Source organism: Alteromonas sp. KUL42 (assembly GCF_006538325.1).
Classification (GTDB): Bacteria; Pseudomonadota; Gammaproteobacteria; order Enterobacterales; family Alteromonadaceae; genus Alteromonas.
In genome coordinates, this window is sequence record NZ_BJKK01000014.1 from 1 (window position 1) to 25,949 (window position 25,949).

Annotated in this window: 20 protein-coding genes and 1 tRNA gene; 5 read left to right on the forward strand and 16 right to left on the reverse strand. The window is 44.8% G+C overall.

The annotated features are described in order from the left end of the window. From EYR97_RS16450 to rplK, 10 genes are all read right to left on the reverse strand, one after another. Positions 1-120, reverse strand: a 120-nt coding sequence (locus tag EYR97_RS16450) for a GTP-binding protein (protein WP_242635065.1), incomplete at its 3' end; no start/stop codon positions are given. Positions 121-183: 63 nt separating this feature from the next. Next, complete coding sequence (gene fusA / locus EYR97_RS16455) at positions 184-2,286, reverse strand: elongation factor G (RefSeq protein ID WP_131094755.1); 2,103 nt, start codon at positions 2,284-2,286, stop codon at positions 184-186. A 27-nt stretch (positions 2,287-2,313) separates the two neighbouring features. Further along, positions 2,314-2,784: a 30S ribosomal protein S7 gene (rpsG, locus tag EYR97_RS16460; protein WP_131094756.1), complete on the reverse strand. Its 471-nt coding sequence runs from the start codon at positions 2,782-2,784 to the stop codon at positions 2,314-2,316. Positions 2,785-2,858: 74 nt separating this feature from the next. Then, positions 2,859-3,233, reverse strand: coding sequence for a 30S ribosomal protein S12 (gene rpsL / locus EYR97_RS16465; RefSeq protein ID WP_071980814.1), 375 nt, complete (start codon positions 3,231-3,233; stop codon positions 2,859-2,861). A gap of 311 nt (positions 3,234-3,544) precedes the next feature. Then, positions 3,545-7,717 (reverse strand): DNA-directed RNA polymerase subunit beta', encoded by a 4,173-nt coding sequence (gene rpoC / locus EYR97_RS16470; RefSeq protein WP_131094757.1) that lies wholly within the window; start codon positions 7,715-7,717, stop codon positions 3,545-3,547. Positions 7,718-7,798: 81 nt separating this feature from the next. After that, positions 7,799-11,827, reverse strand: coding sequence for a DNA-directed RNA polymerase subunit beta (gene rpoB, locus EYR97_RS16475; RefSeq protein WP_131094758.1), 4,029 nt, complete (start codon positions 11,825-11,827; stop codon positions 7,799-7,801). Between the two features lie 325 nt (positions 11,828-12,152). Next, positions 12,153-12,527, reverse strand: coding sequence for a 50S ribosomal protein L7/L12 (gene rplL / locus EYR97_RS16480; protein ID WP_131094759.1), 375 nt, complete (start codon positions 12,525-12,527; stop codon positions 12,153-12,155). 57 nt (positions 12,528-12,584) lie between these two features. Beyond that, the gene (gene rplJ, locus EYR97_RS16485; RefSeq protein WP_131094760.1) at positions 12,585-13,103 is read right to left on the reverse strand and encodes a 50S ribosomal protein L10; all 519 of its coding nucleotides are present in this window, start codon (positions 13,101-13,103) and stop codon (positions 12,585-12,587) included. Between the two features lie 306 nt (positions 13,104-13,409). Further along, the gene (gene rplA, locus EYR97_RS16490; protein WP_131094761.1) at positions 13,410-14,105 is read right to left on the reverse strand and encodes a 50S ribosomal protein L1; all 696 of its coding nucleotides are present in this window, start codon (positions 14,103-14,105) and stop codon (positions 13,410-13,412) included. A gap of 4 nt (positions 14,106-14,109) precedes the next feature. Beyond that, on the reverse strand, positions 14,110-14,538 hold the full coding sequence (gene rplK, locus EYR97_RS16495) for a 50S ribosomal protein L11 (RefSeq protein WP_131094762.1): 429 nt from the start codon (positions 14,536-14,538) through the stop codon (positions 14,110-14,112). Positions 14,539-14,797: 259 nt separating this feature from the next. Between rplK and EYR97_RS16500 the strand changes: the two genes are divergently transcribed. Continuing rightward, positions 14,798-15,013: a hypothetical protein gene (locus EYR97_RS16500; protein WP_131094763.1), complete on the forward strand. Its 216-nt coding sequence runs from the start codon at positions 14,798-14,800 to the stop codon at positions 15,011-15,013. Then, positions 15,003-15,248 carry a hypothetical protein gene (locus tag EYR97_RS16505; RefSeq protein ID WP_131094764.1) on the forward strand — a complete coding sequence of 82 codons (246 nt, stop codon included), beginning with the start codon at positions 15,003-15,005 and terminating at the stop codon, positions 15,246-15,248. The genes EYR97_RS16500 and EYR97_RS16505 overlap by 11 nt, the downstream gene beginning before the upstream one ends. 600 nt (positions 15,249-15,848) lie before the next feature. On the opposite strand, the gene nusG is transcribed toward EYR97_RS16505, so the two are convergent. From nusG to EYR97_RS16525, 4 genes are all read right to left on the reverse strand, one after another. Next, positions 15,849-16,400, reverse strand: a complete 552-nt coding sequence (gene nusG / locus EYR97_RS16510; protein ID WP_131094765.1) for a transcription termination/antitermination protein NusG — start codon at positions 16,398-16,400, stop codon at positions 15,849-15,851. A 4-nt stretch (positions 16,401-16,404) separates the two neighbouring features. After that, the gene (gene secE, locus EYR97_RS16515; RefSeq protein WP_131094766.1) at positions 16,405-16,782 is read right to left on the reverse strand and encodes a preprotein translocase subunit SecE; all 378 of its coding nucleotides are present in this window, start codon (positions 16,780-16,782) and stop codon (positions 16,405-16,407) included. 82 nt (positions 16,783-16,864) lie between these two features. After that, a tRNA-Trp gene (locus EYR97_RS16520) sits at positions 16,865-16,941 on the reverse strand. 165 nt (positions 16,942-17,106) lie between these two features. Continuing rightward, a complete protein-coding gene (locus EYR97_RS16525) occupies positions 17,107-18,948 on the reverse strand; it encodes an ABC transporter ATP-binding protein (protein WP_131094767.1) in 1,842 nt (613 codons plus the stop codon). Positions 18,949-19,216: 268 nt separating this feature from the next. On the opposite strand from EYR97_RS16525, the gene EYR97_RS16530 reads away from it, so the two are divergent. After that, on the forward strand, positions 19,217-21,601 hold the full coding sequence (locus EYR97_RS16530; RefSeq protein ID WP_165478075.1) for a carbohydrate binding family 9 domain-containing protein: 2,385 nt from the start codon (positions 19,217-19,219) through the stop codon (positions 21,599-21,601). Positions 21,602-21,636: 35 nt separating this feature from the next. Here EYR97_RS16530 and EYR97_RS16535 read toward each other — a convergent pair whose 3' ends face one another. Next, the gene (locus EYR97_RS16535; RefSeq protein ID WP_131094842.1) at positions 21,637-22,260 is read right to left on the reverse strand and encodes an RraA family protein; all 624 of its coding nucleotides are present in this window, start codon (positions 22,258-22,260) and stop codon (positions 21,637-21,639) included. 374 nt (positions 22,261-22,634) lie between these two features. On the opposite strand from EYR97_RS16535, the gene EYR97_RS16540 reads away from it, so the two are divergent. Both EYR97_RS16540 and EYR97_RS16545 read left to right on the forward strand, forming a co-directional pair. After that, entirely contained in the window at positions 22,635-24,701 is a 2,067-nt protein-coding gene (locus EYR97_RS16540; protein ID WP_131094769.1) for a M13 family metallopeptidase, read from the forward strand. Positions 24,702-24,864: 163 nt separating this feature from the next. Beyond that, the gene (locus EYR97_RS16545) at positions 24,865-25,554 is read left to right on the forward strand and encodes a lysoplasmalogenase (protein ID WP_131094843.1); all 690 of its coding nucleotides are present in this window, start codon (positions 24,865-24,867) and stop codon (positions 25,552-25,554) included. On the opposite strand, the gene EYR97_RS16550 is transcribed toward EYR97_RS16545, so the two are convergent. Then, positions 25,545-25,949 carry an ACT domain-containing protein gene (locus EYR97_RS16550; protein WP_131094770.1) on the reverse strand — a complete coding sequence of 135 codons (405 nt, stop codon included), beginning with the start codon at positions 25,947-25,949 and terminating at the stop codon, positions 25,545-25,547. The genes EYR97_RS16545 and EYR97_RS16550 overlap by 10 nt on opposite strands.

A 25,949-nucleotide genomic window follows, 5' to 3' on the forward strand; every position in this document is an offset into this window, starting at 1 on the left:
ATAAGTTTTAGAAAGAACTGTAGTGATAGCTGCAGTTAGGGTAGTTTTACCGTGGTCAACGTGGCCGATTGTACCCACGTTTACGTGGGGTTTCGTACGTTCAAACTTTTCTTTTGCCATTTTTCTCGTTTCCTAAGTTAAAAGCCCGACCCACCAATAGACCGGACCGAACCTTCATTTAGATTAAGTTCTAGATTCAATAATAGCTCGCGCCACATTGTTAGGCGCCTCAGAATAATTGAAGAACTCCATTGAGTATGAAGCACGACCTTGTGTTTGTGAACGCAAATCTGTTGCGTAACCAAACATTTCTGAGAGCGGCACTTTTGCACGTATTATTTTAACACCTGCAACGCCATCTTCCATACCTTCGATCATACCGCGGCGACGATTTAAGTCACCGACTACATCACCCATCCAGTCTTCTGGAGTAGTCACTTCAACTTTCATAGTGGGTTCAAGCAACACCGGATTCGCTTCTGCGGCGCCTTTTTTGAAACCCATAGAGCCGGCGATCTTAAACGCCATTTCAGAAGAGTCAACATCATGGTATGAACCGTCAAACAAAGTAACCTTTACATCTAGTACCGGATACCCTGCAAGAACACCACTTCGCATCTGCTCCTGAATTCCTTTATCGACCGCTGGAATGAACTCTTTTGGTACCACACCACCGACGATTTCGTTTACAAACTCGTAGCCTGCCCCTTCTTCTTGAGGCTCAATACGCAACCATACGTGACCAAACTGACCACGGCCGCCAGACTGACGAACGAACTTCCCTTCAACTTCGACAGATTTACGAAGGGTTTCGCGATAAGCAACCTGTGGGTTACCTACGTTACATTCAACTTTAAATTCACGCTTCATACGGTCAACAATGATATCGAGGTGAAGTTCACCCATACCAGAGATGATTGTTTGACCTGTCTCATCGTCAGTTTTTACTTTAAACGACGGATCTTCTGCTGCAAGTTTACTAAGCGCAATGCCCATTTTTTCTTGGTCAGCTTGAGACTTAGGTTCTACCGCAATTGAAATTACCGGCTCAGGAAATTCCATACGCTCTAGTGTAATTACGTGATTAGGATCACAAAGCGTATCGCCTGTTGTTACGTCTTTCAGACCGATAGCCGCAGCAATATCACCTGCGCGGACTTCTTTAATTTCTTCACGATCTTTCGCATGCATTTGTACGATACGACCAAAGCGCTCACGTTTTCCCTTAACCGGGTTGTATACCGTGTCACCAGTGTTAACTACACCTGAGTAACAACGGAAGAACGTCAGCGTACCCACAAATGGGTCTGTAGCTATCTTAAATGCCAATGCTGAGAACGGCTCATCGTCGCTTGAATGACGCTCAGCTTCTGTCTCGTCTTTATCGTCAAGCACACCTGTGATGGCTTTAACTTCTGTTGGAGACGGAAGATATTCGATAACAGCGTCAAGTACTGCCTGAACACCCTTGTTTTTGAAGGCACTGCCACAAGTGGCAAGAACAATTTCGTTGTTCAGAGTACGTTTGCGAAGACCAGAACGGATTTCTTCTTCAGTTAGCTCTTCGCCTTCCAAATACTTATCCATTAATTCATCAGACGCTTCAGCTGCCGCTTCGATCATCTCAGTGCGGTATTGTTCAGCTTTGTCTAAGTATTCTGCTGGAATGTCTTCATAGGTAAATGTCATACCCATGTCTTCTTCATTCCAGTTGATGGCTTTCATCTTCAGTAAGTCGATGACACCATGGAAATTCTCTTCGGCACCCATGTTGATTTGAATCGGTACACAGGTTGCGCCTAAACGCTTGCGGATTTGTCCAACAACACGTTCAAAATCAGCGCCAGCTCGGTCCATCTTATTGACGAACACGAGACGTGGCACTTGGTACTTATCAGCCTGTCTCCAGACTGTTTCTGATTGAGGTTCTACCCCAGAAGACCCACAGAAAACTACCACTGCACCATCTAAAACACGTAATGAACGCTCTACTTCGATAGTAAAGTCAACGTGTCCAGGAGTATCAATGATATTGATCCTGTGTTGATCGAACTGTTGCTCCATACCAGACCAGAAACACGTAGTTGCAGCAGACGTGATAGTAATACCACGCTCCTGCTCTTGTTCCATCCAGTCCATGGTTGCAGCACCGTCGTGCACTTCACCGATTTTGTGAGACAGTCCTGTATAAAACAGAACACGCTCTGTGGTCGTGGTTTTACCCGCGTCCACGTGAGCCACAATACCAATATTGCGATAACGCTCAATCGAGGTCTTACGAGGCATAAATCTCTCTCAGTTATATAACGTTGATTACCAACGGTAGTGAGCAAACGCTTTGTTTGCTTCGGCCATACGGTGAACGTCTTCACGTTTCTTAACCGCAGAACCTTTGTTTTCTGATGCGTCAAGCATTTCAGCAGCTAGGCGTTGAGCCATAGACTTTTCGCCACGTTTACGAGCAGCTTCAACCATCCAACGCATACCTAGCGCGTTACGACGAACTGGACGTACTTCAACTGGAACCTGATAAGTTGAACCACCAACACGACGAGATTTAACCTCTACTGTTGGGCGGATGTTATCAAGCGCTTCCTCAAAGATATCTAGGTGTGCTTTGCCGGTTTTTTCAGCAACAATATCAAGCGCACCGTAAACGATTTTTTCAGCGACTGACTTTTTGCCGTCGAGCATTACGACATTCATGAATTTCGCAAGCAGTTGTGAACCAAATTTTGGCTCTGGTAGGATTTTACGTTGACCTACGACTCTTCTTCTTGGCATTTCTATTCTCCGTATGAATTCAGGGAAAACCCAAAACTCTTAAACTTCAGTTTGGCCTTACTAACGGAGAACCGTTAAGACTTAGGCCTTTTCGCACCGTACTTAGAACGGGCTTGTTTACGATCGTTTACACCTGCGCAGTCAAGTGTACCGCGAACTGTGTGATAACGAACACCTGGTAGATCTTTAACACGACCACCACGGATAAGTACTACACTGTGCTCTTGTAGGTTGTGACCTTCACCACCGATGTATGAAGAAACTTCAAAACCGTTAGTTAGACGTACACGACATACTTTACGTAGTGCAGAGTTTGGTTTCTTAGGCGTAGTAGTATATACACGTGTACATACACCACGTCTTTGTGGACAAGCTTGTAGAGCAGCTACGTTGCTTTTTTCAACGGGCTTTCTACGCGGCTTGCGCACTAACTGGTTAACTGTTGCCATTAACTAGCTCCTGATTAAAAACTAAGAAAACCCAATCACTGTGATTGGGTCCTATATTTGCGACGTTCTATAATTCGCCACTCTAAAATGTAAACACTGTGCTCGTCAGTATTCACTGAGCGCTGATACAAAAAACCGCGTCCGTTTTAAGTGCCACTTAAGGGCTATCAAAAATCGGGTCGCGGAATAGTAATGATCATCGCTCTGACTGTCAAGCTGTACAAAGGTTAGGCAGTTATTTTTTCCTTCGCTCTGTCAGCCTGACATGCCAAATTGTTAGGAGTACGTTAACGTACTCCTAAAAACCTACCTTATTCGGCAGTATCTTCGTCTGCACCTGCGTTAAGCGCTTCGGTTAGTGCCTGTTCTGCTTCAGCAGCAGAAACTGACATTTCTTCGATTTGCTCTTTGCGACGCTGTGCGCGGCGTTCGTGGTAAGCGAAACCGGTACCCGCTGGAATTAGACGACCAACGATTACGTTTTCTTTCAGACCGCGTAGGTCATCTTCTTTACCTTGAACAGCTGCTTCAGTAAGAACACGTGTTGTTTCTTGGAACGATGCCGCTGAGATGAATGACTCAGTAGACAGTGACGCTTTAGTAATACCAAGCAGCTGTGTTTCATACTGCGCTGGGATCTTACCGTGTCTTTCAATTTCACGGTTAGCCACTTTAACGTTCGATACTTCAACCTGTTCGCCTTCAAGGAACTGTGTATCCCCTGGGTGCGTGATAACACACTTACGTAGCATCTGACGAATAACTACTTCAATGTGCTTATCGTTAATTTTAACACCCTGTAAGCGGTATACTTCCTGAACTTCGTTCACAATGTAGTTTGCTACCGCAGAGATACCACGTAGACGCAGGATATCGTGTGGAGACTCTGGACCATCAGCGATAACTTCGCCTTTTTCCACTTTCTCACCTTCGAACACGTTAAGCTGACGCCACTTAGGAATCATCTCTTCGTATGCATCACCTTCAGCAGGTGTAATTACAAGACGTTTCTTACCTTTGGTCTCTTTACCGAAGCCAATAGTACCTGAGATTTCTGCAAGAATTGCAGGCTCTTTAGGCTTACGTGCTTCAAATAGGTCCGCAACGCGCGGTAGACCACCCGTGATATCACGAGTCTTCGAGCTTTCCTGAGGAATACGTGCTAGCACGTCACCTTCGTTAGCCACTTTGCCTTCTTTCGCTTCAATAGTTGTAAAGCTTGGAAGACGAATTTCTTGAAGACCGAATTCGTCGCTTTCAAGAATTAGCTTAGGCTCTTTAGAGTTTACTTTCGCAAGGTCTTTAACAACGATACGAGTTAGACCAGTAAGCTCGTCTTGTTGCATTTCGGTGTTAGAGTCATCGATGTCCGCGAAGCTAATCTTAGCAGCACGTTCAGTGATGATTGGGTGACTATGCGGATCCCAGTTAGCAACAATGTCGCCAGCGGCAATCGTTGCACCGTCATCCACGCTAAGTACAGCACCGTAAGGTACTTTATAGCGCTCTTTCTCACGGCCTTGCTCGTCGATGACAGTAAGTTCTGTTGAACGAGAAACGATAACCACTTTGCCATCAGAGTTACGTACGAATTTCGCGTTGTGTAGCTTAAGGCTACCCGCAGTCTTAACTTGTACGCTGTTCTCCGCAGATGCTCTTGATGCCGCACCACCGATGTGGAATGTACGCATGGTAAGCTGTGTACCTGGTTCACCGATTGACTGTGCTGCAATAACACCAACCGATTCACCGCTACCCACCATATGACCACGTGCAAGGTCACGACCGTAACACTTAGCACAAACACCGAAGTCGTTGTCACAAGTGATTACCGAGCGAACCATGATTTGGTCAACCGAGTTAGCTTCAAGCATGTCTACTAACGCTTCGTCTAGAAGAACGTTACGCTCTACTAGTACTTCGTTAGTGCCTGGCTTAAGTACATCTTCTGCTACTACACGACCTAGTACACGCTCGCGTAGTGGCTCAACAACGTCACCACCTTCGATTAGTGGTGTCATTTGAACACCTTCGAATGTGCCACAGTCGTCGTTAGTGATTACCAAGTCTTGTGCAACGTCTACTAGACGACGCGTTAGGTAACCCGAGTTAGCTGTCTTAAGTGCGGTATCCGCAAGACCTTTACGCGCACCGTGGGTTGAGATGAAGTACTGTAGTACGTTCAGACCTTCACGGAAGTTCGCCGTAATTGGTGTTTCGATGATTGAGCCATCTGGCTTAGCCATCAGACCACGCATACCAGCAAGCTGACGTATCTGAGCGGCACTACCACGAGCACCCGAGTCAGCCATCATGTAAACAGAGTTAAATGATGTTTGCTCTTCTTCTTCGCCATCGCGGTTAATTACGATGTCAGTCTTAAGGTTATCCATCATGGCCTTAGCAACTTTCTCGTTTGCGTTTGACCAAATATCAATAACTTTGTTGTAACGCTCACCCGCGGTAACAAGACCGTTTTGGAACTGTTCCTGAATTTCGATAACTTCTGCTTCAGCGGCGTCGATGATTTCTTTCTTCGCTTCTGGGATAACCATATCGTCGATACCAACAGACGCACCCGCGATCATCGCGTAGTGGAAACCGGTATACATGATTTGGTCAGCAGCAATTACTGTGTCTTTCAAACCTAACGTACGGTAACAAGCGTTCAATAGTCTTGAAATTTGCTTTTTACCCATCGCTTGGTTGATGATTTCAAACGGCAGACCCTTAGGTAGGATCAAAGAGAAAATAGCACGACCAACAGTAGTATCTGTTAGCGTTACTTTCTCAGTTTTGTTGCCATCTTCATCGATGTCATATTCAGTGATACGTACTTTAACGCGAGAGTGAAGCTCAGCATTACCTGTGCGGTATGCTTTTTCTGCTTCATTCGGGCTGGTAAATACCATGCCTTCGCCCAAGCCGTTTACTTTGTCACGCGTTAGGTAGTAAAGACCCAATACAACGTCCTGTGAAGGTACGATAATTGGCTCACCATTCGCAGGTGACAGAATGTTGTTCGTTGACATCATAAGTGCACGTGCTTCTAGCTGTGCTTCAATTGTCAACGGAACGTGTACCGCCATTTGGTCACCATCGAAGTCGGCGTTGTACGCCGCACACACTAGTGGGTGAAGCTGAATCGCTTTACCTTCGATTAGTGTTGGTTCGAATGCTTGGATACCCAAACGGTGAAGTGTAGGCGCACGGTTAAGAAGTACCGGGTGTTCGCGGATAACGTCGTCTAGTACGTCCCAAACCTCTGGTGCTTCGCGCTCTACAAGCTTCTTCGCAGCTTTGATTGTTGTCGCAAGACCTCGACCTTCAAGCTTACCGTAAATAAACGGCTTAAATAGCTCAAGTGCCATCTTCTTAGGAAGACCACACTGGTGAAGACGTAGAGTAGGACCAACGGTAATTACTGAACGTCCCGAGTAGTCAACACGCTTACCAAGAAGGTTTTGACGGAAACGACCTTGCTTACCTTTGATCATGTCTGCAAGCGACTTAAGTGGACGCTTGTTAGAACCGGTAATCGCACGACCACGACGTCCGTTATCTAGAAGCGCATCAACAGACTCTTGAAGCATACGCTTTTCGTTGCGTACGATAATGTCTGGAGCAGCAAGGTCTAGAAGACGCTTAAGACGGTTGTTACGGTTAATTACACGACGGTAAAGGTCGTTAAGGTCAGAGGTTGCAAAACGGCCGCCATCTAGTGGTACTAGTGGACGTAAGTCTGGTGGAAGTACCGGAAGTACCGTCATGATCATCCACTCTGGCTTGTTACCAGACTGTTGGAATGACTCAAGCAACTTAAGACGCTTAGTAATTTTCTTACGCTTGGTTTCAGAGTTAATTGAAGGCAACTCTTCACGCATAGCAGCAACATCTGCATCTACGTTAAGTGCTGTGAGAAGATCGAATACTGCTTCAGCACCCATCTTCGCTTCAAACTCATCACCGTGCTCTTCAAGTGCATCCAAGTACTCTTCTTCGTTTAGAAGTTGACTGCGCTCAAGGGTAGTCATACCTGGCTCTGTAACCACGTATGATTCAAAATATAGTACGCGTTCGATATCACGAAGTGTCATATCAAGCATTAGGCCGATACGAGACGGAAGTGATTTAAGGAACCAAATGTGCGCAACCGGGCTAGCTAGCTCGATGTGACCCATACGCTCACGACGTACTTTAGTCAGTGTAACTTCAACGCCACACTTCTCACAGATAACACCACGGTGCTTAAGGCGCTTGTACTTGCCGCAAAGACACTCGTAGTCTTTAACCGGACCAAAGATACGCGCACAGAACAGACCGTCACGCTCAGGCTTGAACGTACGGTAGTTGATTGTTTCAGGCTTTTTAACTTCACCGAATGACCATGAACGGATCATGTCAGGTGAAGACAGACCGATTCGAATATTATCGAATTCTTCAGTCTTGTTTTGTTGCTTTAGAAACTTTAATAAGTCTTTCACATTACTCTCCCAGCGGAGTCAGTCTCTAGAGCCCGGCGCAAGCACCGGGCCATCTCATAACATTACGCGGCGATTGCCGTATTACTTTTCTTCAAGCTCGATGTTGATACCCAACGAGCGAATTTCTTTAAGTAGTACGTTGAATGATTCTGGCATGCCAGGTTCCATTCTGTGGTCGCCATCGACGATGTTCTTGTACATCTTGGTACGGCCGTTAACGTCATCCGACTTAACAGTAAGCATTTCCTGAAGGGTATATGCAGCACCGTATGCTTCAAGTGCCCATACTTCCATCTCACCGAAGCGCTGACCACCAAACTGTGCTTTACCACCAAGAGGTTGCTGTGTAACAAGGCTGTAAGAACCAGTAGAACGCGCGTGCATCTTGTCGTCTACTAAGTGGTTCAGTTTCAGCATGTACATGTAACCAACCGTAACTGGACGCTCAAATTCGCGACCGGTACGACCGTCAAACAAAGCAATCTGACCGCTCTCTGGAATATCAGCAAGCTTCAGCATTTCTTTGATTTCTGATTCACGAGCACCATCGAATACAGGTGTAGCAATTGGAACACCTTTGCGAAGGTTTTCCGCTAAGCGGCGTACTTCGTGGTCTGTGAAGTTATCAATGTCGACTTCTTGGTGATTTTCACCAAGCTCGTACACTTTCTTCAAGAACTCACGCAGTTCAGCCAGCTCGCGCTGCTCTTTAATCATGCGATCAATCTTCACACCAAGACCGTGAGCAGCCATACCCAAGTGCGTTTCTAGGATCTGACCGATGTTCATACGAGACGGTACACCTAGTGGGTTAAGTACGATATCTACCGGCGTACCGTTAGCATCGTATGGCATGTCTTCTACAGGCTGGATAGTCGAGATAACACCTTTGTTACCGTGACGACCGGCCATTTTGTCACCCGGTTGGATGTGGCGCTTAACCGCAAGGTAAACCTTAACAATCTTAAGTACACCAGGTGCTAGGTCATCACCTTGTGTGATCTTACGACGCTTACCTTCAAACTTCTTATCGAAGTCCATTTTGATTTCAGCGTGCTGATCAGCGATTTGGTCTAGCTCTAGCTGTGCATCTTCATTGCTTAATGCAATTTCAAACCACTTTTCACGCGGCAGGCTGTCAAGCTTAGCTTGGTCAACACCAGCACGTAGGAGTGCAGTTTGTGCACGTGCGAAGATACCGTCTGCAAGAATTTCGAACTCGTCAGTAAGATCTTTCTTAACCTGACGCAATTGCATGTCTTCAATTTCAAGCGCACGTTTGTCTTTCTCTACACCGTCACGGGTAAATACTTGAACGTCGATAACGGTACCGTGTACTGAGTTAGGTACGCGTAGAGACGTATCTTTAACGTCAGACGCTTTTTCACCGAAGATTGCACGTAGTAGTTTCTCTTCTGGCGTAAGCTGCGTTTCGCCTTTAGGTGTCACTTTACCTACAAGGATGTCACCGCCTTTCACTTCCGCACCAATATAAACAACGCCTGATTCATCAAGCTTGCTTAGTGCAGACTCACCCACATTCGGAATGTCAGAAGAAATTTCTTCTGGCCCAAGCTTAGTATCACGAGCGATACAGCTAAGCTCCTGGATGTGGATAGTAGTGAAACGGTCTTCCTGCGCTACACGCTCAGAAATAAGGATTGAATCCTCGAAGTTGTAACCATTCCACGGCATGAACGCGATACGCATGTTTTGACCAAGTGCAAGGTCACCTAAGTCTGTTGAAGGACCATCAGCTAGCACGTCACCTGCAACAATCGGGTCGCCAACGCTACACGTAGGCTTCTGATTGATACATGTGTTTTGGTTAGAACGTGTGTACTTAGTCAGGTTGTAGATGTCGATACCCGCTTCGCCTGGAAGCATTTCATCTTCGTCTACCTTGATAACGATACGGCTGGCGTCTACGTAATCAACCACACCACCGCGCTTAGCAACTACAGTAACACCTGAGTCAACCGCGATAGTTCTTTCCATACCGGTACCAACTAGCGGCTTATCAGCGCGTAGAGTAGGTACTGCCTGACGTTGCATGTTCGCACCCATTAGTGCACGGTTCGCATCATCGTGCTCTAGGAATGGGATAATGCTTGCAGCAATTGAAACGATTTGCTGTGGAGAAACGTCCATGTACTTGATGTCTTCTTTCGGCATCAAGGTAGTTTCACCGCGGTGACGACATGGAATTAGGTCGTCAACCAATTCGCCTGCTTCAGTTAACGCGATGTTAGCCTGAGCGATTGCAAATTGACCTTCTTCAATTGCAGATAAATAATCGATTTCATCTGTAACCACACCATCAACAATGCGACGGAAAGGTGTTTCTAGGAAACCGAAGTCATTGGTGCGCGCAAAGCTTGCCAATGAGTTAATTAGACCGATGTTCGGGCCTTCCGGCGTTTCGATAGGACATAGACGACCGTAGTGCGTCGGGTGTACGTCTCGAACTTCGAAGCCTGCACGTTCACGAGTAAGACCACCCGGGCCTAATGCAGAAATACGACGCTTGTGCGTTACTTCTGATAGCGGGTTGTTTTGGTCCATGAACTGAGAAAGCTGAGATGAACCGAAGAACTCTTTAACCGCTGCCGAGATAGGCTTAGCGTTAATTAAGTCTTGTGGCATTACGTTGTCTAGGTCGCCTAGGCTTAGACGCTCTTTAACTGCACGCTCAACACGTACAAGACCAACGCGGAATTGGTTCTCTGCCATTTCACCAACAGAACGGATACGACGGTTACCAAGGTGATCGATATCATCAACTTCGTCTTTACCGTCACGAATCATTATTAACTGTTTCATTACAGAAATAATGTCTTCTTTGTCTAGCGTACCAGAACCGATAAGTTCTTCACGACCTAAACGACGGTTGAACTTCATACGACCAACAGAAGACAAGTCGTAACGATCTTCAGAGAAGAATAGGTTATCGAACAAGGTTTCTGCAGCGTCTTTCGTCGGTGGCTCACCAGGACGCATCATGCGGTAGATTTCTACTAATGCTTCTAAGCGGTTAGTTGAAGAGTCAATTCGCAATGTATCAGAGATGTATGAACCATGATCAAGCTCGTTGATGTAAAGCGTTTCGAATTCTTTGATACCCGCTTGGCTAAGTGCAGCTAAGGTCTCAAGGGTTAATTCGTCGTTCGCGCTTACGATCACTTCGCCAGTGTCTTCGTTCACGTATGTTGCAGCGTATACACGGCCAATTAGGTAATCTGCCGGAACTTCAAGCTCAGTCAATTCAGCTTTTTCAAGCGCACGAGTATGACGAGCAGAAATACGACGACCTGTTTCAACAACTACATTACCTTCGCCATCGATGATATCGAATTGTGCCGTTTCACCACGTAGGCGATCAGGAACCACTTCCATCATCAGCTTATCTTTATCGATGCGAATCGCTACTTTGTCAAAGAAAGTATCTAGGATCTCTTCTGATGACATTTCAAGCGCACGTAAGATAATGGTTGCAGGCAACTTACGACGACGGTCGATACGTACAAATAGGTTATCTTTCGGGTCAAACTCGAAGTCTAACCACGAACCACGGTAAGGAATTACACGCGCATTATAAAGCACTTTACCTGACGAGTGGGTTTTACCTTTGTCGTGATCAAAGAATACACCAGGAGAACGGTGTAGCTGTGACACGATAACACGCTCAGTACCATTGATAACGAACGTACCGTTCTCAGTCATCAATGGGATCTCGCCCATGTACACTTCTTGTTCTTTAATATCTTTTACGGTACCTGGGGCAGCGTCTTTATCGAACAACACTAACCGTAGTTTTACTCTTAACGGAGCAGAGAAAGTGACGCCACGAATTTGACATTCTTTAACGTCGAAAACCGGCTCTCCCAGGCGATAGCTTACATACTGAAGCTCTGAACTACCTGAGTAGCTTTTAATTGGAAAAACGGAACGAAATGCTGCTTCCAAACCGTATTGAGCATCTGCGTCGATCTCAATAAACTTTTTGAAAGAATCAAGCTGAATTGAAAGAAGGTATGGAATTTCCAATACCTGTGGGCGTTTGCCAAAATCCTTACGGATACGTTTCTTTTCGCTATAAGAGTAAACCATGGGTTCCTCAGCCTGCTGATTTTTGACCCAACCTGCCGCTAAATGCTTTAAAACGCGTGCTATGGGCTAAAAGCTGCGTTTTAAATTGCGCACTAAGCAACAAACTTCCACAACCCTTTTTCGGGCAGATACACCAGCATACAACAAAATTTAACCAATTATTAGTTAACTTGTTGGATTTTTATGCTTTTTATGTGTATTTCCGAATGGCGCCTTTAATCGTGTAGCCAAGGGTTAGATTCTACACGCTATACAGCGCAAAAAGGCTGGTGGTTCAAAAAACCACCAGCCTTGCCGTCTCAGGCAATAATCTGACTATGTCAGATTACTTGATTTCTACTTCTGCACCAGCTTCTTCAAGCTCTTTCTTAAGTGCTTCAGCTTCATCTTTGCTTACGCCTTCTTTGATAGCTTTAGGAGCAGATTCAACTACTTCTTTAGCTTCTTTAAGACCTAGGCCAGTCGCGCCGCGAACTGCTTTGATAACTGCAACTTTGTTAGCGCCGAATGAAGTCATTACAACGTCGAACTCAGTCTTTTCTTCAGCAGCAGCTGCTTCACCAGCTACAGCAGGACCAGCAACAGCAACAGCTGCAGCAGATACGTTGAATTTTTCTTCAGCCGCTTCGATAAGTTCAACCAGTTCCATTACTGGCATTTCAGCGATTGCGTTTAAGATATCTTCTTTAGTTAGAGCCATTTTCTCTAAACTCCTGGGTATAAAATGTTAAAAAAATCAATATGCCAAAAACGCCAATTACTTGGTGTCTTTGACCGCCGCCAATACGCGCACAAACTTGGCAGGAACTTCGTTGATTGTTTGAACGAACTTGCCAACTGGTGCTTTGAAGGTTGCAAGAAGTTTTGCAAGCGCTTCGTCGCGGGTAGGTAGAGCTGCAACTGCGTCCAATTTCTCTGGACCAAGAAGACCACTACCAATTGAAAGTGCAGTAACTTTAAGCTTATCGTTAGTCTTACCGAAGTCTTTGAAAAGACGTGCTGCACCGCCTGGTGCGTCGATAGAGAAACCATAGATAAGCGGGCCAGTTAGGGCGCTGTCTAAGTCTGCAAATTGACTGTCTGCTAGCGCACGCTTTGCAAGAGTGTTACGTACAACCTTTAGGTATACGCCTTGCTCACGAGCTTTAACACGTAGTTCAGTCAGTTCACTAACTTCCATCCCACGGTATTCAGCAACGGCTACGGATAGAGCGCGAGACGCAACTTCAGAAACTTCTGCTACGATCTCTTTTTTTGCTGCTAAACCTAGTGCCACTGAGTTCACCTCTTTGTATCTGACTTTGTAAGTAGTTTTCTACGAACGCCGTCAGGGTTCACAGATTGATATCAACCACTATGGTAGATACCGCTCTACGGTGTTTGTTACCCCAGAGAGTCTGAGTCAAACCACCGTCTGCGCAGGTTGTTGTATTAAGCAGTATGTTGACTGTGAAAGTTCTCTTACCTCTTTCACCACACCGCACCTGCGGTCTAGGACGGGAGCTGCTTACTAGCACTGCTAATATACACAGCTCCAACCCATAACCTTTAAGAGAGTCCTTCGAGCCTGAGCTCAAGGGAATTAAAGACCTACAGAAGCCTTATCTAGAGATACACCCGCACCCATAGTAGTGCTTAGGCTAATCTTCTTGATGTAAGTACCTTTAGCTGAAGAAGGCTTTGCTTTCTTCAATGCTTCAAGTAGCGCTTCAAGGTTTTCTTGAATTTGGTTTGCTTCGAACGCAATCTTACCGATGCTAGCGTGGATGATACCGTTCTTATCGTTACGGTAGCGAACCTGACCAGCTTTCGCGTTCTTAACTGCTGTAGCAACGTCAGGCGTTACTGTACCAGTTTTAGGGTTAGGCATTAGGCCACGTGGACCTAAGATTTGACCTAGTTGACCAACAACACGCATCGCGTCTGGGCTAGCAACTACTACGTCAAAGTTCATTTCGCCTTTCTTTACTAGCTCAGCTAGGTCTTCCATACCAACGATGTCAGCACCAGCTTCTTTAGCAGCTTCAGCGTTTGCGCCTTGAGTAAATACAGCAACGCGAACGTCTTTACCAGTACCGTTAGGTAGTACAGTTGCACCACGAACGTTTTGGTCAGATTTCTTCGCATCGATACCAAGGTTAACAGCTACGTCAACGCTTTCTGCGAACTTAGCAGTCGCTAGTTCTTTAAGAAGCGCAACTGCTTCGTTGATTTCGTACTCTTTCGCAGAGTCAACTTTTTCGCGGATTAGGCGAGCGCGTTTAGTTAATTTAGCCATTCGATTAGTCCTCTACGTTCAAGCCCATTGAGCGAGCAGAACCCGCGATAGTGCGTACCGCTGCTTCTAGATCAGCTGCAGTTAGGTCTGGCTCTTTAGTTTTAGCAATCTCTTCCAACTGAGCACGAGTAACTTTACCCACTTTCTCAGTGTTAGGACGGCCAGAACCACTCTTGATGCCAGCTGCTTTCTTAAGCAGGTAAGACGCAGGAGGAGTCTTAGTTTCGAATGTGAAAGAGCGATCTTCGTATACAGTAATTTCTACTGGTACTGGAGCGCCTTTCTCAAGACTTTCAGTTTTTGCGTTGAAAGCCTTACAGAATTCCATGATGTTTACACCGTGTTGACCTAGTGCAGGACCAACCGGTGGACTTGGGTTTGCAGCACCTGCCGCAACCTGAAGCTTAATAATACCGCTTACTTTTTTAGCCATTTTACATGCTCTCTTGTTTGGGTCTAACGCCTCGCAAATACAGAGATTATTTGCTCAATCGGCTTCCCGTTTCCGTTTAAAAGGGCGCGCATTATATAAGGTGAACAATTACTATGCAAGGGGAATTTAGAATAAAAAACCACCTAAAGGTCAGTATTTTTCATATCGTACTATGGGTAGGTTTATCAAAGCTACTTATTTGATTTGAGAAGCTTAAGATTAACATGAAAGGCTTAATGTAAGCCTAGGAGACTTTTATATGGAATTACTAAATGAAAATGACATCAAAAGCGTATCTGGCGGTGATGGCTGGGATGTTGCTGCGGGAGGCCTTGCTGGTGGCGGGATTGGCGCGACTGGCGTCGGATTCGCCGCAACTGTAGGTTTCGCAATTACGTTTCCCGTTGCTTTAGGGGCCGTAGCAACTGGTGCTGCGATAGGCGCAGCATGGGAGTTTTTCACTGATGATGAATAACGTTATTTTACTAACTGCTCCAGAAATTCAACAGGTTTCAGGCGGAAATATCTCACGAGCGGCATTCCAAGGCGGTATAGAAGGAGCGGCAACGGGCGCTGGAGTCGGCGCTATGTTAGGTGCATATGCTGGCCCAGTTGGAGCGCTGATAGGTGGCTTAATTGGAACTGGCGTAGGCACTATTGTTGGCACTGCAGACGCAGTAGTCGATTATAGTGAAACATTGGATGAGTAAGTGAAGCTGTCACGTACTGGAAGACTTTACATGGTTTGCTTTATGTTTAGTCTTTTTTCACTTGGCGCGTTTGTTGGCGAAAAACCTTCTATTCTGCTGTTCAATTACACAGCGGTTACAGCGTCGCTTTTAACAATATTTTGGTTTTACAGATTGAAAGCAGATATAGGGGGAAAGGCGTCATTCAATAACACGTCAATTCGATTGTTATTTACTACCTTTATGTTCGTCAGTTGTTTAGTATGCGGTCAATTTTTCGACCAGCAATACAAGTGGATAGTAGTTGTAGTAGCAGTGTTAGCATCGTTTGGATACATTAATTGGAAAAGATGAATCTCGTTATATGGGTAATTTTAGTAGTTGGTACAAACTTAACGTTGAAGCGGATATTTGAAGTTGGCTTTTGGGATAGTTTAGCCAAGAGCCGAAGGTTTTCAAAGCGCTCCGCTGATATCACACAGTTTATATTTGTTTTCTGCTGTATGCTCGCTTTGCAACTATTTGTACTTGGTGACTGAAGTTAGATTCAAAATAACTGATACAAAAAAGCCCCTTAATTAAGGGGCTTTCGACAATTTTTTGGTATTTCAAACTCGTTGATTAACCTTTCTCAACCTGACCGAACTCAAGGTCAACCGGCGTAGAACGACCAAAGATAAGAACAGACACTTTTACGCGGCTCTTTTCATAGTCTACTTCTTCAACTACACCGTTAAAGTCGGCAAATGGACCATCGATAACACGGATAACTTCGCCCGGCTCGAACAACGTTTTTGGTCTTGGCTTATCTACGTTCTCTTCAAGACGATTCAAGATAGCATCAGCTTCTTTCTGAGAGATAGGCATTGGGCGATCTGACGTGCCGCCGATGAAGCCCAGTACACGAGGTACACTCTTGACTAAGTGCCAAGATTCTTCAGTCATTGCCATTTCAACTAGCACATAACCTGGGTAAAACTTGCGCTCAGATTTACGCTTTTGACCTGCGCGCATTTCTACTACTTCTTCAGTTGGTACTAAAACCTGTCCGAAGTAGTCTTCCATGTTGTGCATTTTGATATATTCAAGCAGGGTCTTCTTAACACGAGACTCATACTGTGAATAAGCTTGTACCACGTACCATCTTTTCTTTACTGCTTCTTCTTCAGACATACGTTTATGCTCCTATTCCAGTAATAAAGCCAACTACACGAACAATAATGCCGTCTAGTCCCCATAAAATCAGTGCCATAACAAGCGTCGCTGCAAGTACGATAAGCGTAGTTTGATTCGCTTCTTGGCGTGTTGGCCATACAACCTTGCGGACTTCTGTGCGAGACTCTTTCGCGAAGCTCAAGAATGTACTACCTTTTTCCGTAGTCGCTGCAATAAAACCTGCTACAGCAACAACTACAACAATCGCGATGGCACGGTAAAGCACCGAAATCTCACCGTACATTGTATTTGCGGTTACCAAACCGGCAAGTAGCGCAAATACTACTACCCATTTCAACATGTCCAACGCATTGGACTGATTTTCCGTCTTTTCGCTCATGTTACGATCCTAGCACTACAGCGTCGTTGTCTTACGCACTGTTTTAGCAGCGCGAATAAAATTTTGTACAAGTAAGTAAATTTGGCAGGGGTGGAGGGACTCGAACCCCCAACCATCGGTTTTGGAGACCGCTGTTCTACCAATTCGAACTACACCCCTGTGGTGTCTAATGACAAAATTTACTTACACTACCCTTGGGAATTGTGCGTCTTTTCTAAGGAAAGTGCGGTATCGCAAGGGAGGGACGCGTATTATACTTAACCACTTTCAAGATACAAGCGGTTTATCTCTTCCTTGCGAAAACCTACTTCGCAGTTGTTAACGCTACTCTATTCCGATAAATCCACCGGTTTGGTGCGCCCACAACTTTGCATAAATACCATCATGCGCAATAAGTTGGGAATGGGTGCCTTGCTCAACAATCTGGCCTTTATCCAAAACCAACAACCTATCCATTTGTGCAATGGTTGAAAGTCGGTGGGCGATAGCCAAAACGGTTTTGCCTTGCATGACTTTATCCAAACACGCTTGAATTGCCGCTTCTACTTCTGAATCCAGCGCCGATGTAGCCTCATCTAGCACCAATACTGGCGCATCCTTAAGAAGTACACGCGCAATAGCAATGCGCTGACGTTGGCCGCCTGACAACTTAACTCCTCTCTCACCAACATGGGCATCGTACCCCGTGCGACCATGGCTATCGGTTAACGTGAGAATGAATTCATGGGCCTCTGCCTGCTTCGCTGCGTGGATCATATCTTCTTCGGTCGCATCTGTACGACCGTATAAAATATTGTCTCGCACCGAGCGATGCATAAGCGAAGTATCTTGCGTTACCATGCTAATTTTAGCGCGTAATGTTTCCTGCCCGACCTCAGTTATATCCTGTCCATCAATGACAATACGGCCACTTTGAATATCGTAAAAGCGCATTAGGATATTCACTAATGTTGACTTACCCGCACCAGAACGCCCTACTAGACCCACTTTTTCACCCGGCTTAATCGCCACATCTAAATTAGTAAATACATCAATAGGCTTGTTATCTGCTCCCGAATAAGAGAAGTTCACCTTTTCAAAGTTAATACCGCCACCATTCACAGTAAGCGCGTTGGCTTTATCTTTGTCTTTGACCGCTATCGGTTGCGCTAAGGTATTCATACCATCTTGCACTGTACCGAGGTTTTCAAATAGGCCTGATACTTCCCACATTACCCAATGTGACATGCCGTTTAATCGTAAGCACAAGCTAATCGCAATAGCGATGTCACCTGGGCTAGCGATGTTTTCCATCCACAGATACACCGACAACGCACCAATGGTGAAAATCAAAATGGCGTTTGCCATCTCTACACAAAATTCAAGTACTGTTACAAGACGCATTTGTGGATAAACAGTTTGTAAGAAACCGTCCATACTTTCTTTAGCGTAATCCGCTTCTCGTCGACTGTGGGAGAAAAGTTTTACTGTTGTAATGTTGGTATAGCTATCAACAATACGTCCGGTCATTAATGAGCGCGCATCCGCCTGTTTTTGTGATACCTCTTTTAACTTCGGCACTAGCACGCGAAGAATACTAATGTACACAAAAAACCATACAATAAGCGGCATAGCCAGTCGCCAGTCGGTACTGAAAATCAGTACCACCATTGAGATAAAATACACGCTGATATACACCAGCAGGTCGAGTACTTTGGTAACAGTTTCTCGAACTGCCAATGCTGTCTGCATGACTTTTGTTGCCACGCGCCCTGCGAATTCATTGTGGAAAAAAGTCAGGCTTTGCCCCAATAAATAGCGATGTGCTTGCCAGCGTATTCGCATTGGGTAGTTTCCCATCAGCGATTGACGAGAAAAAAGCGAACGCAAAAGTATGAATAGTGGGATGAACACTAATACCGTGAGTCCCATTCCAATTAAGGTAAATTTTTGGTCAGCAAGAAAAGTTTCGCGATTTTGATTTGAGAACCAATCGACCATTTGACCCAAGAAGCCGAACAAAGCCACTTCAAGCACAGCGACAATTGCGCTTAGCACTGACACAGTGAGAATAACGCCCCACATGCCTTTCGTGTAATACTTACAAAACGCTACTAAACCCGTCGGCGGCTGCGTAGGCTGCGCGTCAGGAAAAGGCTGTGTGAGCCTTTCAAAAAATGAAAACATGTAAAACTCTTTTCTTCAAATCTCAGGCGCAACTATATGGCGCGCATACTTCAAGGTTAGAAGGCAATTCTACACGATATCCCTATAGATAACCGAAGGAACTTAGCGCAAACCTTGGTGTTTTGCTCGAAATGCCCCACCCTGCTTTATTAAGAAAAATTTTAGATTTCGTTAAGCAACACTGTATATGCGATTAATTTACTTTAGGTGGCCTTGGCTTTTCGTCATAATCCGCGTGAAAAAAAATAACAATTTAGTGAAAAGACTTATGGACAGGCACACTTCAAAACACACTACATTTTCATTAAAAGCATTGGCCCATTCTATTTTTTCCGCGCTATTCCTACTGAGCCTAGTCACCACCTTAGATGCAGACGCAGAAGAATCGATAAATACGATTATTGCGAACGATGATAGTCTGCAGGTGCCCTATCTGAAATATGATATATTACTTGATGGTCAAATCGATGAAGCAGTGTGGCAACAAGCGGCTATCGTCCCCCTTAATTTTATAACGCGCCCTTTTGAAAACACGACACCTCCCGTAGCAACAACTGCCCGAATTTTTGAAAATGGCCAAGCCATATTTGTTGCTTTTACAGCCCATGACGACGACGTTTCACAATTACGCGCCATGTTCAGAGACAGGGACAATGTTTGGGACAATGACCTAGTCGGCATCAAGATAGATACCTTCGGCGATAGCAGGTTGTCGTATCAGTTTTTCGTCAACCCGCATGGCATTCAATCTGACGCCATAGAAAACCAAATGACATTGAGTGAAAGTGACAGTTGGAACGCCATTTGGGACGCTAAGACACACATTAGCGATGACAGCTATACCGTTGAGATGCGTCTTCCTTTTCGCATAATGAACTTCATTGATAGTGACGGTCCCAAAAATTGGCGAGTGGAGTTCGTTCGCTTTTACCCCCGTGAAAATAACTTACGTATCTCCAATCGTCCCGTTGACCGTAATAACGCATGCGGGCTTTGCCAAATGGGCAAAATGGAAGGCTTTTCCTCAGCTGTGCAAGGCAAAAATTTATCAATTACGCCTTACGCAGTAGCGGGTGTGGCCAGAAACAGACTTCCCATTTCTGGCAACAATACAGCCGACGATTGGCAATATCAAAATAACCAAGAAGTGGGCGTAGATATAAACTGGGGAATTTCTTCCGATATGCTGCTTCAGGCCACTATAAACCCTGACTTTTCGCAAGTAGAGGCAGATGCAGGACAATTGGGCATCAATAACCCTTTTGCATTGTTCTTCCCTGAACAGCGCCCTTTCTTTCTAGAAAATGCAGATTTTTTTAGTACTCAATACGATTTGGTTTATACCAGAAATATCGGTGCTCCTGATTTAGGCACTAAGCTCACAGGTAGAATTAATAACCACACTTTCGGCATTTTAGCAGCCAATGACGAGAATACGACATTCTTGGTACCAGGTAATCTAAGCTCTAGCGTGGCAAACATAGCCAGTGAAAGTACTAACATTGCAGCGCGATATCGTTACGATGTGTCTGATGAGTTGTCGATTGGTGCCATCATTACTGGCCGTCGTGCTGATGATTATCACAATGTGGTCACAGGTATAGATACCCGTTATCAAATTACGCCAAGTGACACGCTACGCGCGCAAGTTTTGCGCTCTGATACGCAATACCCTCATAGCCTCTATCAAGACTTCTGCGCGAATGAGTGCGAGAGCGATTCAGATGTAGACGAAATTACCTTACGCACGCGCAACAGTGAAGCGTTTAGTGGCAGTACATACACGGTTGATTATCGCCACGAAGAACGCAATTGGTATGTGGTTACCAACCGCACGAGTACTCAAGCCGACTTTCGCGCCGACTTAGGGTTTGAGAGTAATGTCGATAGGCACAAAGACTTGCTGGGTGGCGGCTATATTTGGTGGCAAGACGATGCATGGTGGAACCGTTTAGAGTTTGGTGGTGACTGGGACATTACCCATAACGACAATGGAGAGTTAATCGAGCGAGAGCTACAAGCGCAAATCGAGTTGAATGCAGCCTATCAGTCGTACTTTAATCTTCAGTGGGTGAAAAGAGATACGGTCGGGTTACGCCATGATGGTTCCAGTCTTACCATTGATGGTAATTCCACGCGCTTTACCGAAGAGCAGTATTCCTTTTACTTTGAAATGCAGCCCAACAGTACTTTGTATTTCGAAAATTATGCAAGAATTGGTGATCGCATTGATTTAAGGAATAACAGGCTGGGCGATCAAATTTTACTAGAACCTGCTATTACACTGAATTTAGGCCAACACCTTGAAGCCTCATTAAGTCACGAGTACAACCGTATCGATGTTAATGATGAAATGTTATTCACTGCTAACCTATCAGATCTGCGTTTAAGCTATCAATTTAGTGCAAATCAGTTTATTCGTGTTGCGCTGGTGTACGCTGATATTAAGCGCAACACGAGCAACTACTTAATGGATGTGGATGCACGGGAAAGAAGCTTAGGTACGCAGATAGTCTACTCCTACATGATAAACCCGCTCTCGCGCTTATTTATCGGTTACGGCGACTCAGCATTTGCTGATGATGACAACCCTGGCTTGCTCAGAACAGAACAAGCCGTGTTTATGAAATTCAGCTATGCATGGCTCTATTAGAGTCAGCTGTTTTTTTTATAAACGTCAATGACGTTTTAGTCATTAAACCCAAGCTCTTTGAGAATGCTTTCTACTTTTTCCGAATGCTGAGCTTGCCACTCTTCTAATGACATTGCAGCGTCCTTATCCCCCCGAGCTTTTGCAATATCAAACGCTTGAATGGCTTGCTCTTGAGGAATAACAGCAATGCCCTCTTCGTCAGCGACGATTATATCGCCAGCATTAACGGTTACACCGCCACAAGTTATGGGTTGGTTGAGCGGTGAAATACATTTTTTTGCACCAGGCTTGGGTATAACGCCCCTAGCGAAAACAGGGAATTTGTTTTCTCTGGTTTCAGCAATATCGCGAATGACGCCATCGATCACAAACCCCTTAACACCACGAGTCTGAGCTATTGCACAAACATTGCCACCCGCAACAGCAAACTGGTCGTCCGCTTCAACCACTATGATGTCACCAGGGCGAGCGCGATAAATAGCAGCATGCAGCATGAGATGATCGCCCGATTCACATTTTACGGTAAATGCAGGACCAGCAATTCGCTTAATACCTTGCCAAAGTGGCTTTATGACATAATCCATAAATTGCGTTCTTGGTAATGCGTCGGCATATTCACATGGCGATACGGCATCAAATGGAATTTCATTTAATTGCATATTTTGCGTGTTCTGCATAAACCACTCCTTATTTGGGCTAACCAATTCTATTGGCTCTTAAGATTTTAGGGTCCGCATTCTTAATGTTCGTGTTCTGGAAATTTAAATTCTTAGCTTAATGAAGCTGGTGTATGCCACAGCTTCATTAAGCCACTATAACTAATTGTTCGCTTCAAGTTGTTACAAGCTGTGTATTTTCACTATAAACACTTTTTCTATTCCCCCTCGCATGCTACAAAATAAAGTTACATTGACGGCATCGGGTTAATACCCCCTAAGAATGTCTGTCAAAGCTTCACATAAAAACAAGTTCAACGATGTATGTGCGTATGTCATAAGTTGATACATAAATAGAAAACACAAAGGAAAACGCCATGTTACGTAGCGTATTAAGTTTAAGTGTTGCACTCGCTCTTACCGCGTGTAGCCCACAAAACTCTACCCCAGAACAACAAACACAAACCCCAGCAGAAACCACACAGCAACAAACACTGTCGTCGGGTATTATCAAAGAAAACATGGATTTGTCGGTTGACCCTGGTGATGACTTTTTCCGCTACGTAAATGGTAAATGGTTCGACAATTTCGAAATTCCCGCTGATAAATCAAGCTATGGATCTTTTGTAATCTTGCGTGATGAAGCGCAAGCTCATGTAATGGATATCATCAAATCATCAGCAGAGGGCGACTTTAAAGCGGGAAGTGATGAGCAAAAAGTCGGTGATTTCTATCGCGCATACATGGACATGGAAACCCGCAATGCATTGGGTGTTACGCCGCTTAAACCCGAACTTGAAAAAATTGCAGCCATTGAAGACTACTCTGACCTTGCAGCATACTTTGCCTATGCGGCACGCTATGGCTATGGCACTCCCTTTAGCTTAACCCAATACCCTGACTTAAAGTCGCCAAAAGAATACTTAATGTATACATGGCAAGCTGGTCTTGGCTTACCTGAGCGCGAATACTACTTTAAAGATGACGAAGCATCACAAACCATTCGCGATGCTTATGTTAAACACATTCAAACCATGTTCGAGCTAGCCGGCTTTGAAGCGCCAGAAGAAAACGCGAAAATGCTATATGCACTGGAAACCCAGATTGCAGAATTGCACATGAAAAAAGAGCAAGCGCGTAACTTTGCAGCAAACTACAACAAAATGACGCAGGAAGAATTAGCTGCGCTAATGCCTAATTTCGATTGGTCTGCGTATCTTAGTGAAGCTAAAATTGCTGAAATCCCTGCCTTAGGTATTCTACAAAAAGACTTCATGCAAAACATGGATGGGATTATTGCCAATACATCTATTGATGATTGGAAAACCTTCTTACAGTGGGGGCTGTTGAATGCTTCTGCGAGTCGTTTATCAGCTCAACTTGATGAAGCTAACTTTAACTTTTACAGCAAAGTGCTGCGCGGTGTAGAAGAACAAGAGCCGCAATGGCGTCGTGCAGTAAGCTTAGCCAATGGTCACGTGGGCGAGCTTATTGGTAAGGTGTACGTAAAACAGCATTTCCCACCTGAAGCCAAAGAGCGCATGTTGGAAATGGTCAACAACCTATTACTTGCTTACAAAGAAAGTATCGAGAACTTAGATTGGATGACTGATGAAACCCGTGCTCAAGCTCTTGATAAGCTATCAAAGTTCACCGTTAAAATTGGTTACCCTGACGAGTGGCAGGATTACACTGCGCTTTCAGTAAATGCCGGTGATCTATTTGGTAACTTAAAGCGCTCTTCAGATGTGGTTTATGATGAAATGTTGAAGAAGCAAGGCGGGCCTGTTTGGACTCATGAATGGGGTATGACACCGCAAACAGTTAACGCGTATTACAACCCTCCTCTAAACGAAATTGTATTCCCAGCAGCGATATTGCAACCGCCGTTCTTTGACATGAATGCAGAAGACGCCGTGAACTACGGTGGCATAGGTGCGGTAATTGGTCACGAAATTGGTCACGGTTTCGATGATGCAGGCTCAACCTTTGATGGTGATGGCGTACTGCGTAACTGGTGGACAGATGAAGACCGTGCAGAATTTGAAGCTCGCACAGGCAACCTAATTGAACAGTATAATCAGTTCGAGGTACTACCTGATTTATATGTCAACGGTGAATATACTCTAGGTGAGAACATTGGTGACTTGGGTGGTATTAGTATCGCACTTAAAGCATATCACTTGTCTCTTGAAGGTAAAGAAGCACCTGAACTCGATGGCTTTACGGGCGATCAGCGCGTCTTTATCGGTTATGGTCAGGTATGGGCAAGCAAATATCGCGATGAAGCATTGAGAAGTCAGGTACAAACAGACTCTCACTCACCAACTAAGTTCAGAACCAACGGTGCGGTAAGAAACGTTCCAGAGTTTTACGAAGCGTTTAACGTTACCGAAGAAGATGCGTTATACCTACCGCCAGAAGAGCGCGTAAAAATTTGGTAATTTAAGCGTTATCCATAAAGAGCTGAATGCGTGTATATTGAGAACAGCATGCTATTCTTGATACTTTTTCAGCCAGGTAAAAAATCGCTAATTGAACGAAGCGACCTTGTGCTCTAAGCATGTAGGTCGCTTTTTTATTTCTGATGCCGTTGCGAATATAAAGATGCCATTACAATTAACACTGACCTACCTTATCGCTTCAGTTGTGTATATTGCGACACTGGGGCTTACACCCTATATGGGGCAGTTTGCGATAAAAGCTTTTCCCATCGCCATACTCTTTGTGTATGCCCTATTAACACTTAGAGGAAGTGCTCGGTTTATAGTTGCATTTGCGCTTCTCGCTAGCCTTATCGGCGATGTATTTCTGGCTTTGCCAATCGAAAACAGCTTTATATACGGGTTAGTAAGTTTCTTCATTGCACATCTGGCTTATATAGTTAGCTTTGTTGCTTTGCGAGGCCATATACAAAAACACTCACGTCGTCTGTTTAAACAACGCGGCTTTTTCACTTCAATACGACCTGCTGTGCTGTGCCTTACTATTGTGTGTTTCTCTGGTTTGATGGCATGGCATATTTTACCCGCCACTGAAGAATTATATTACGCCGTTATTGCGTATATTGGGGTGATAACACTGATGGGACTAAGTGCGGTGTTATGGTCTCAATCGAAAATGATAGCAACTGGCGCAATTATTTTTATTATTTCAGACGCTATATTGGCCCAATCTGTATTTAAAACGCCATTACCCTTTTCACCGGTATGGGTTATGTCAACTTACTACATTGCCCAATATTGTCTAGCGCAAGGACTAACAAAAAAGTTTGCTTTCAAACACGCTTATTCTTGATTTGATAAGGTATTAAGTGTGTTTATAGCCTGAATCACTTTATCTGCTGGTACAAAGATATGATCATGAAAATATGCCGCTACGACATTAGCGCTGATCCCAGCTTCTCCCAACGCAGTGGTCATCGCTGCAGTCATGCCCACAGCTTCTAAACTCGAATGCACTTCACAGGTAATACAACAAAAACGGCCTTCGTAACTCAGTCCCAAGCTCTCAGCGTATTGTTGCTCTAGAATAAAGGTAGTACCTTCCATCTCTTTAAACATACCTTTAGCATGCTTAAAAACCTCAACCGGCAACCGGGCAAATTCAGCCGACACAAACACATACGTTTCATCGCTAGCTACAGGAGTTAGATTATTCAGTAACGTGCTTAAATCTGTCTCGGCTGTCAT

Bases quoted from the DNA above. Each gene is read 5' to 3' on its own strand.
- fusA (WP_131094755.1), bottom strand. From the start codon at position 2,286: ATGCCTCGTAAGACCTCGATTGAGCGTTATCGCAATATTGGTATTGTG.
- rpsG (WP_131094756.1), bottom strand. From the start codon at position 2,784: ATGCCAAGAAGAAGAGTCGTAGGTCAACGTAAAATCCTACCAGAGCCA.
- rpsL (WP_071980814.1), bottom strand. From the start codon at position 3,233: ATGGCAACAGTTAACCAGTTAGTGCGCAAGCCGCGTAGAAAGCCCGTT.
- rpoB (WP_131094758.1), bottom strand. From the start codon at position 11,827: ATGGTTTACTCTTATAGCGAAAAGAAACGTATCCGTAAGGATTTTGGC.
- rplL (WP_131094759.1), bottom strand. From the start codon at position 12,527: ATGGCTCTAACTAAAGAAGATATCTTAAACGCAATCGCTGAAATGCCA.
- rplA (WP_131094761.1), bottom strand. From the start codon at position 14,105: ATGGCTAAATTAACTAAACGCGCTCGCCTAATCCGCGAAAAAGTTGAC.
- rplK (WP_131094762.1), bottom strand. From the start codon at position 14,538: ATGGCTAAAAAAGTAAGCGGTATTATTAAGCTTCAGGTTGCGGCAGGT.
- EYR97_RS16500 (WP_131094763.1), top strand. From the start codon at position 14,798: ATGGAATTACTAAATGAAAATGACATCAAAAGCGTATCTGGCGGTGAT.
- EYR97_RS16505 (WP_131094764.1), top strand. From the start codon at position 15,003: ATGATGAATAACGTTATTTTACTAACTGCTCCAGAAATTCAACAGGTT.
- nusG (WP_131094765.1), bottom strand. From the start codon at position 16,400: ATGTCTGAAGAAGAAGCAGTAAAGAAAAGATGGTACGTGGTACAAGCT.
- secE (WP_131094766.1), bottom strand. From the start codon at position 16,782: ATGAGCGAAAAGACGGAAAATCAGTCCAATGCGTTGGACATGTTGAAA.
- EYR97_RS16525 (WP_131094767.1), bottom strand. From the start codon at position 18,948: ATGTTTTCATTTTTTGAAAGGCTCACACAGCCTTTTCCTGACGCGCAG.
- EYR97_RS16530 (WP_165478075.1), top strand. From the start codon at position 19,217: ATGGACAGGCACACTTCAAAACACACTACATTTTCATTAAAAGCATTG.
- EYR97_RS16535 (WP_131094842.1), bottom strand. From the start codon at position 22,260: ATGCAATTAAATGAAATTCCATTTGATGCCGTATCGCCATGTGAATAT.
- EYR97_RS16540 (WP_131094769.1), top strand. From the start codon at position 22,635: ATGTTACGTAGCGTATTAAGTTTAAGTGTTGCACTCGCTCTTACCGCG.
- EYR97_RS16545 (WP_131094843.1), top strand. From the start codon at position 24,865: ATGCCATTACAATTAACACTGACCTACCTTATCGCTTCAGTTGTGTAT.
- EYR97_RS16550 (WP_131094770.1), bottom strand. From the start codon at position 25,949: ATGACAGCCGAGACAGATTTAAGCACGTTACTGAATAATCTAACTCCT.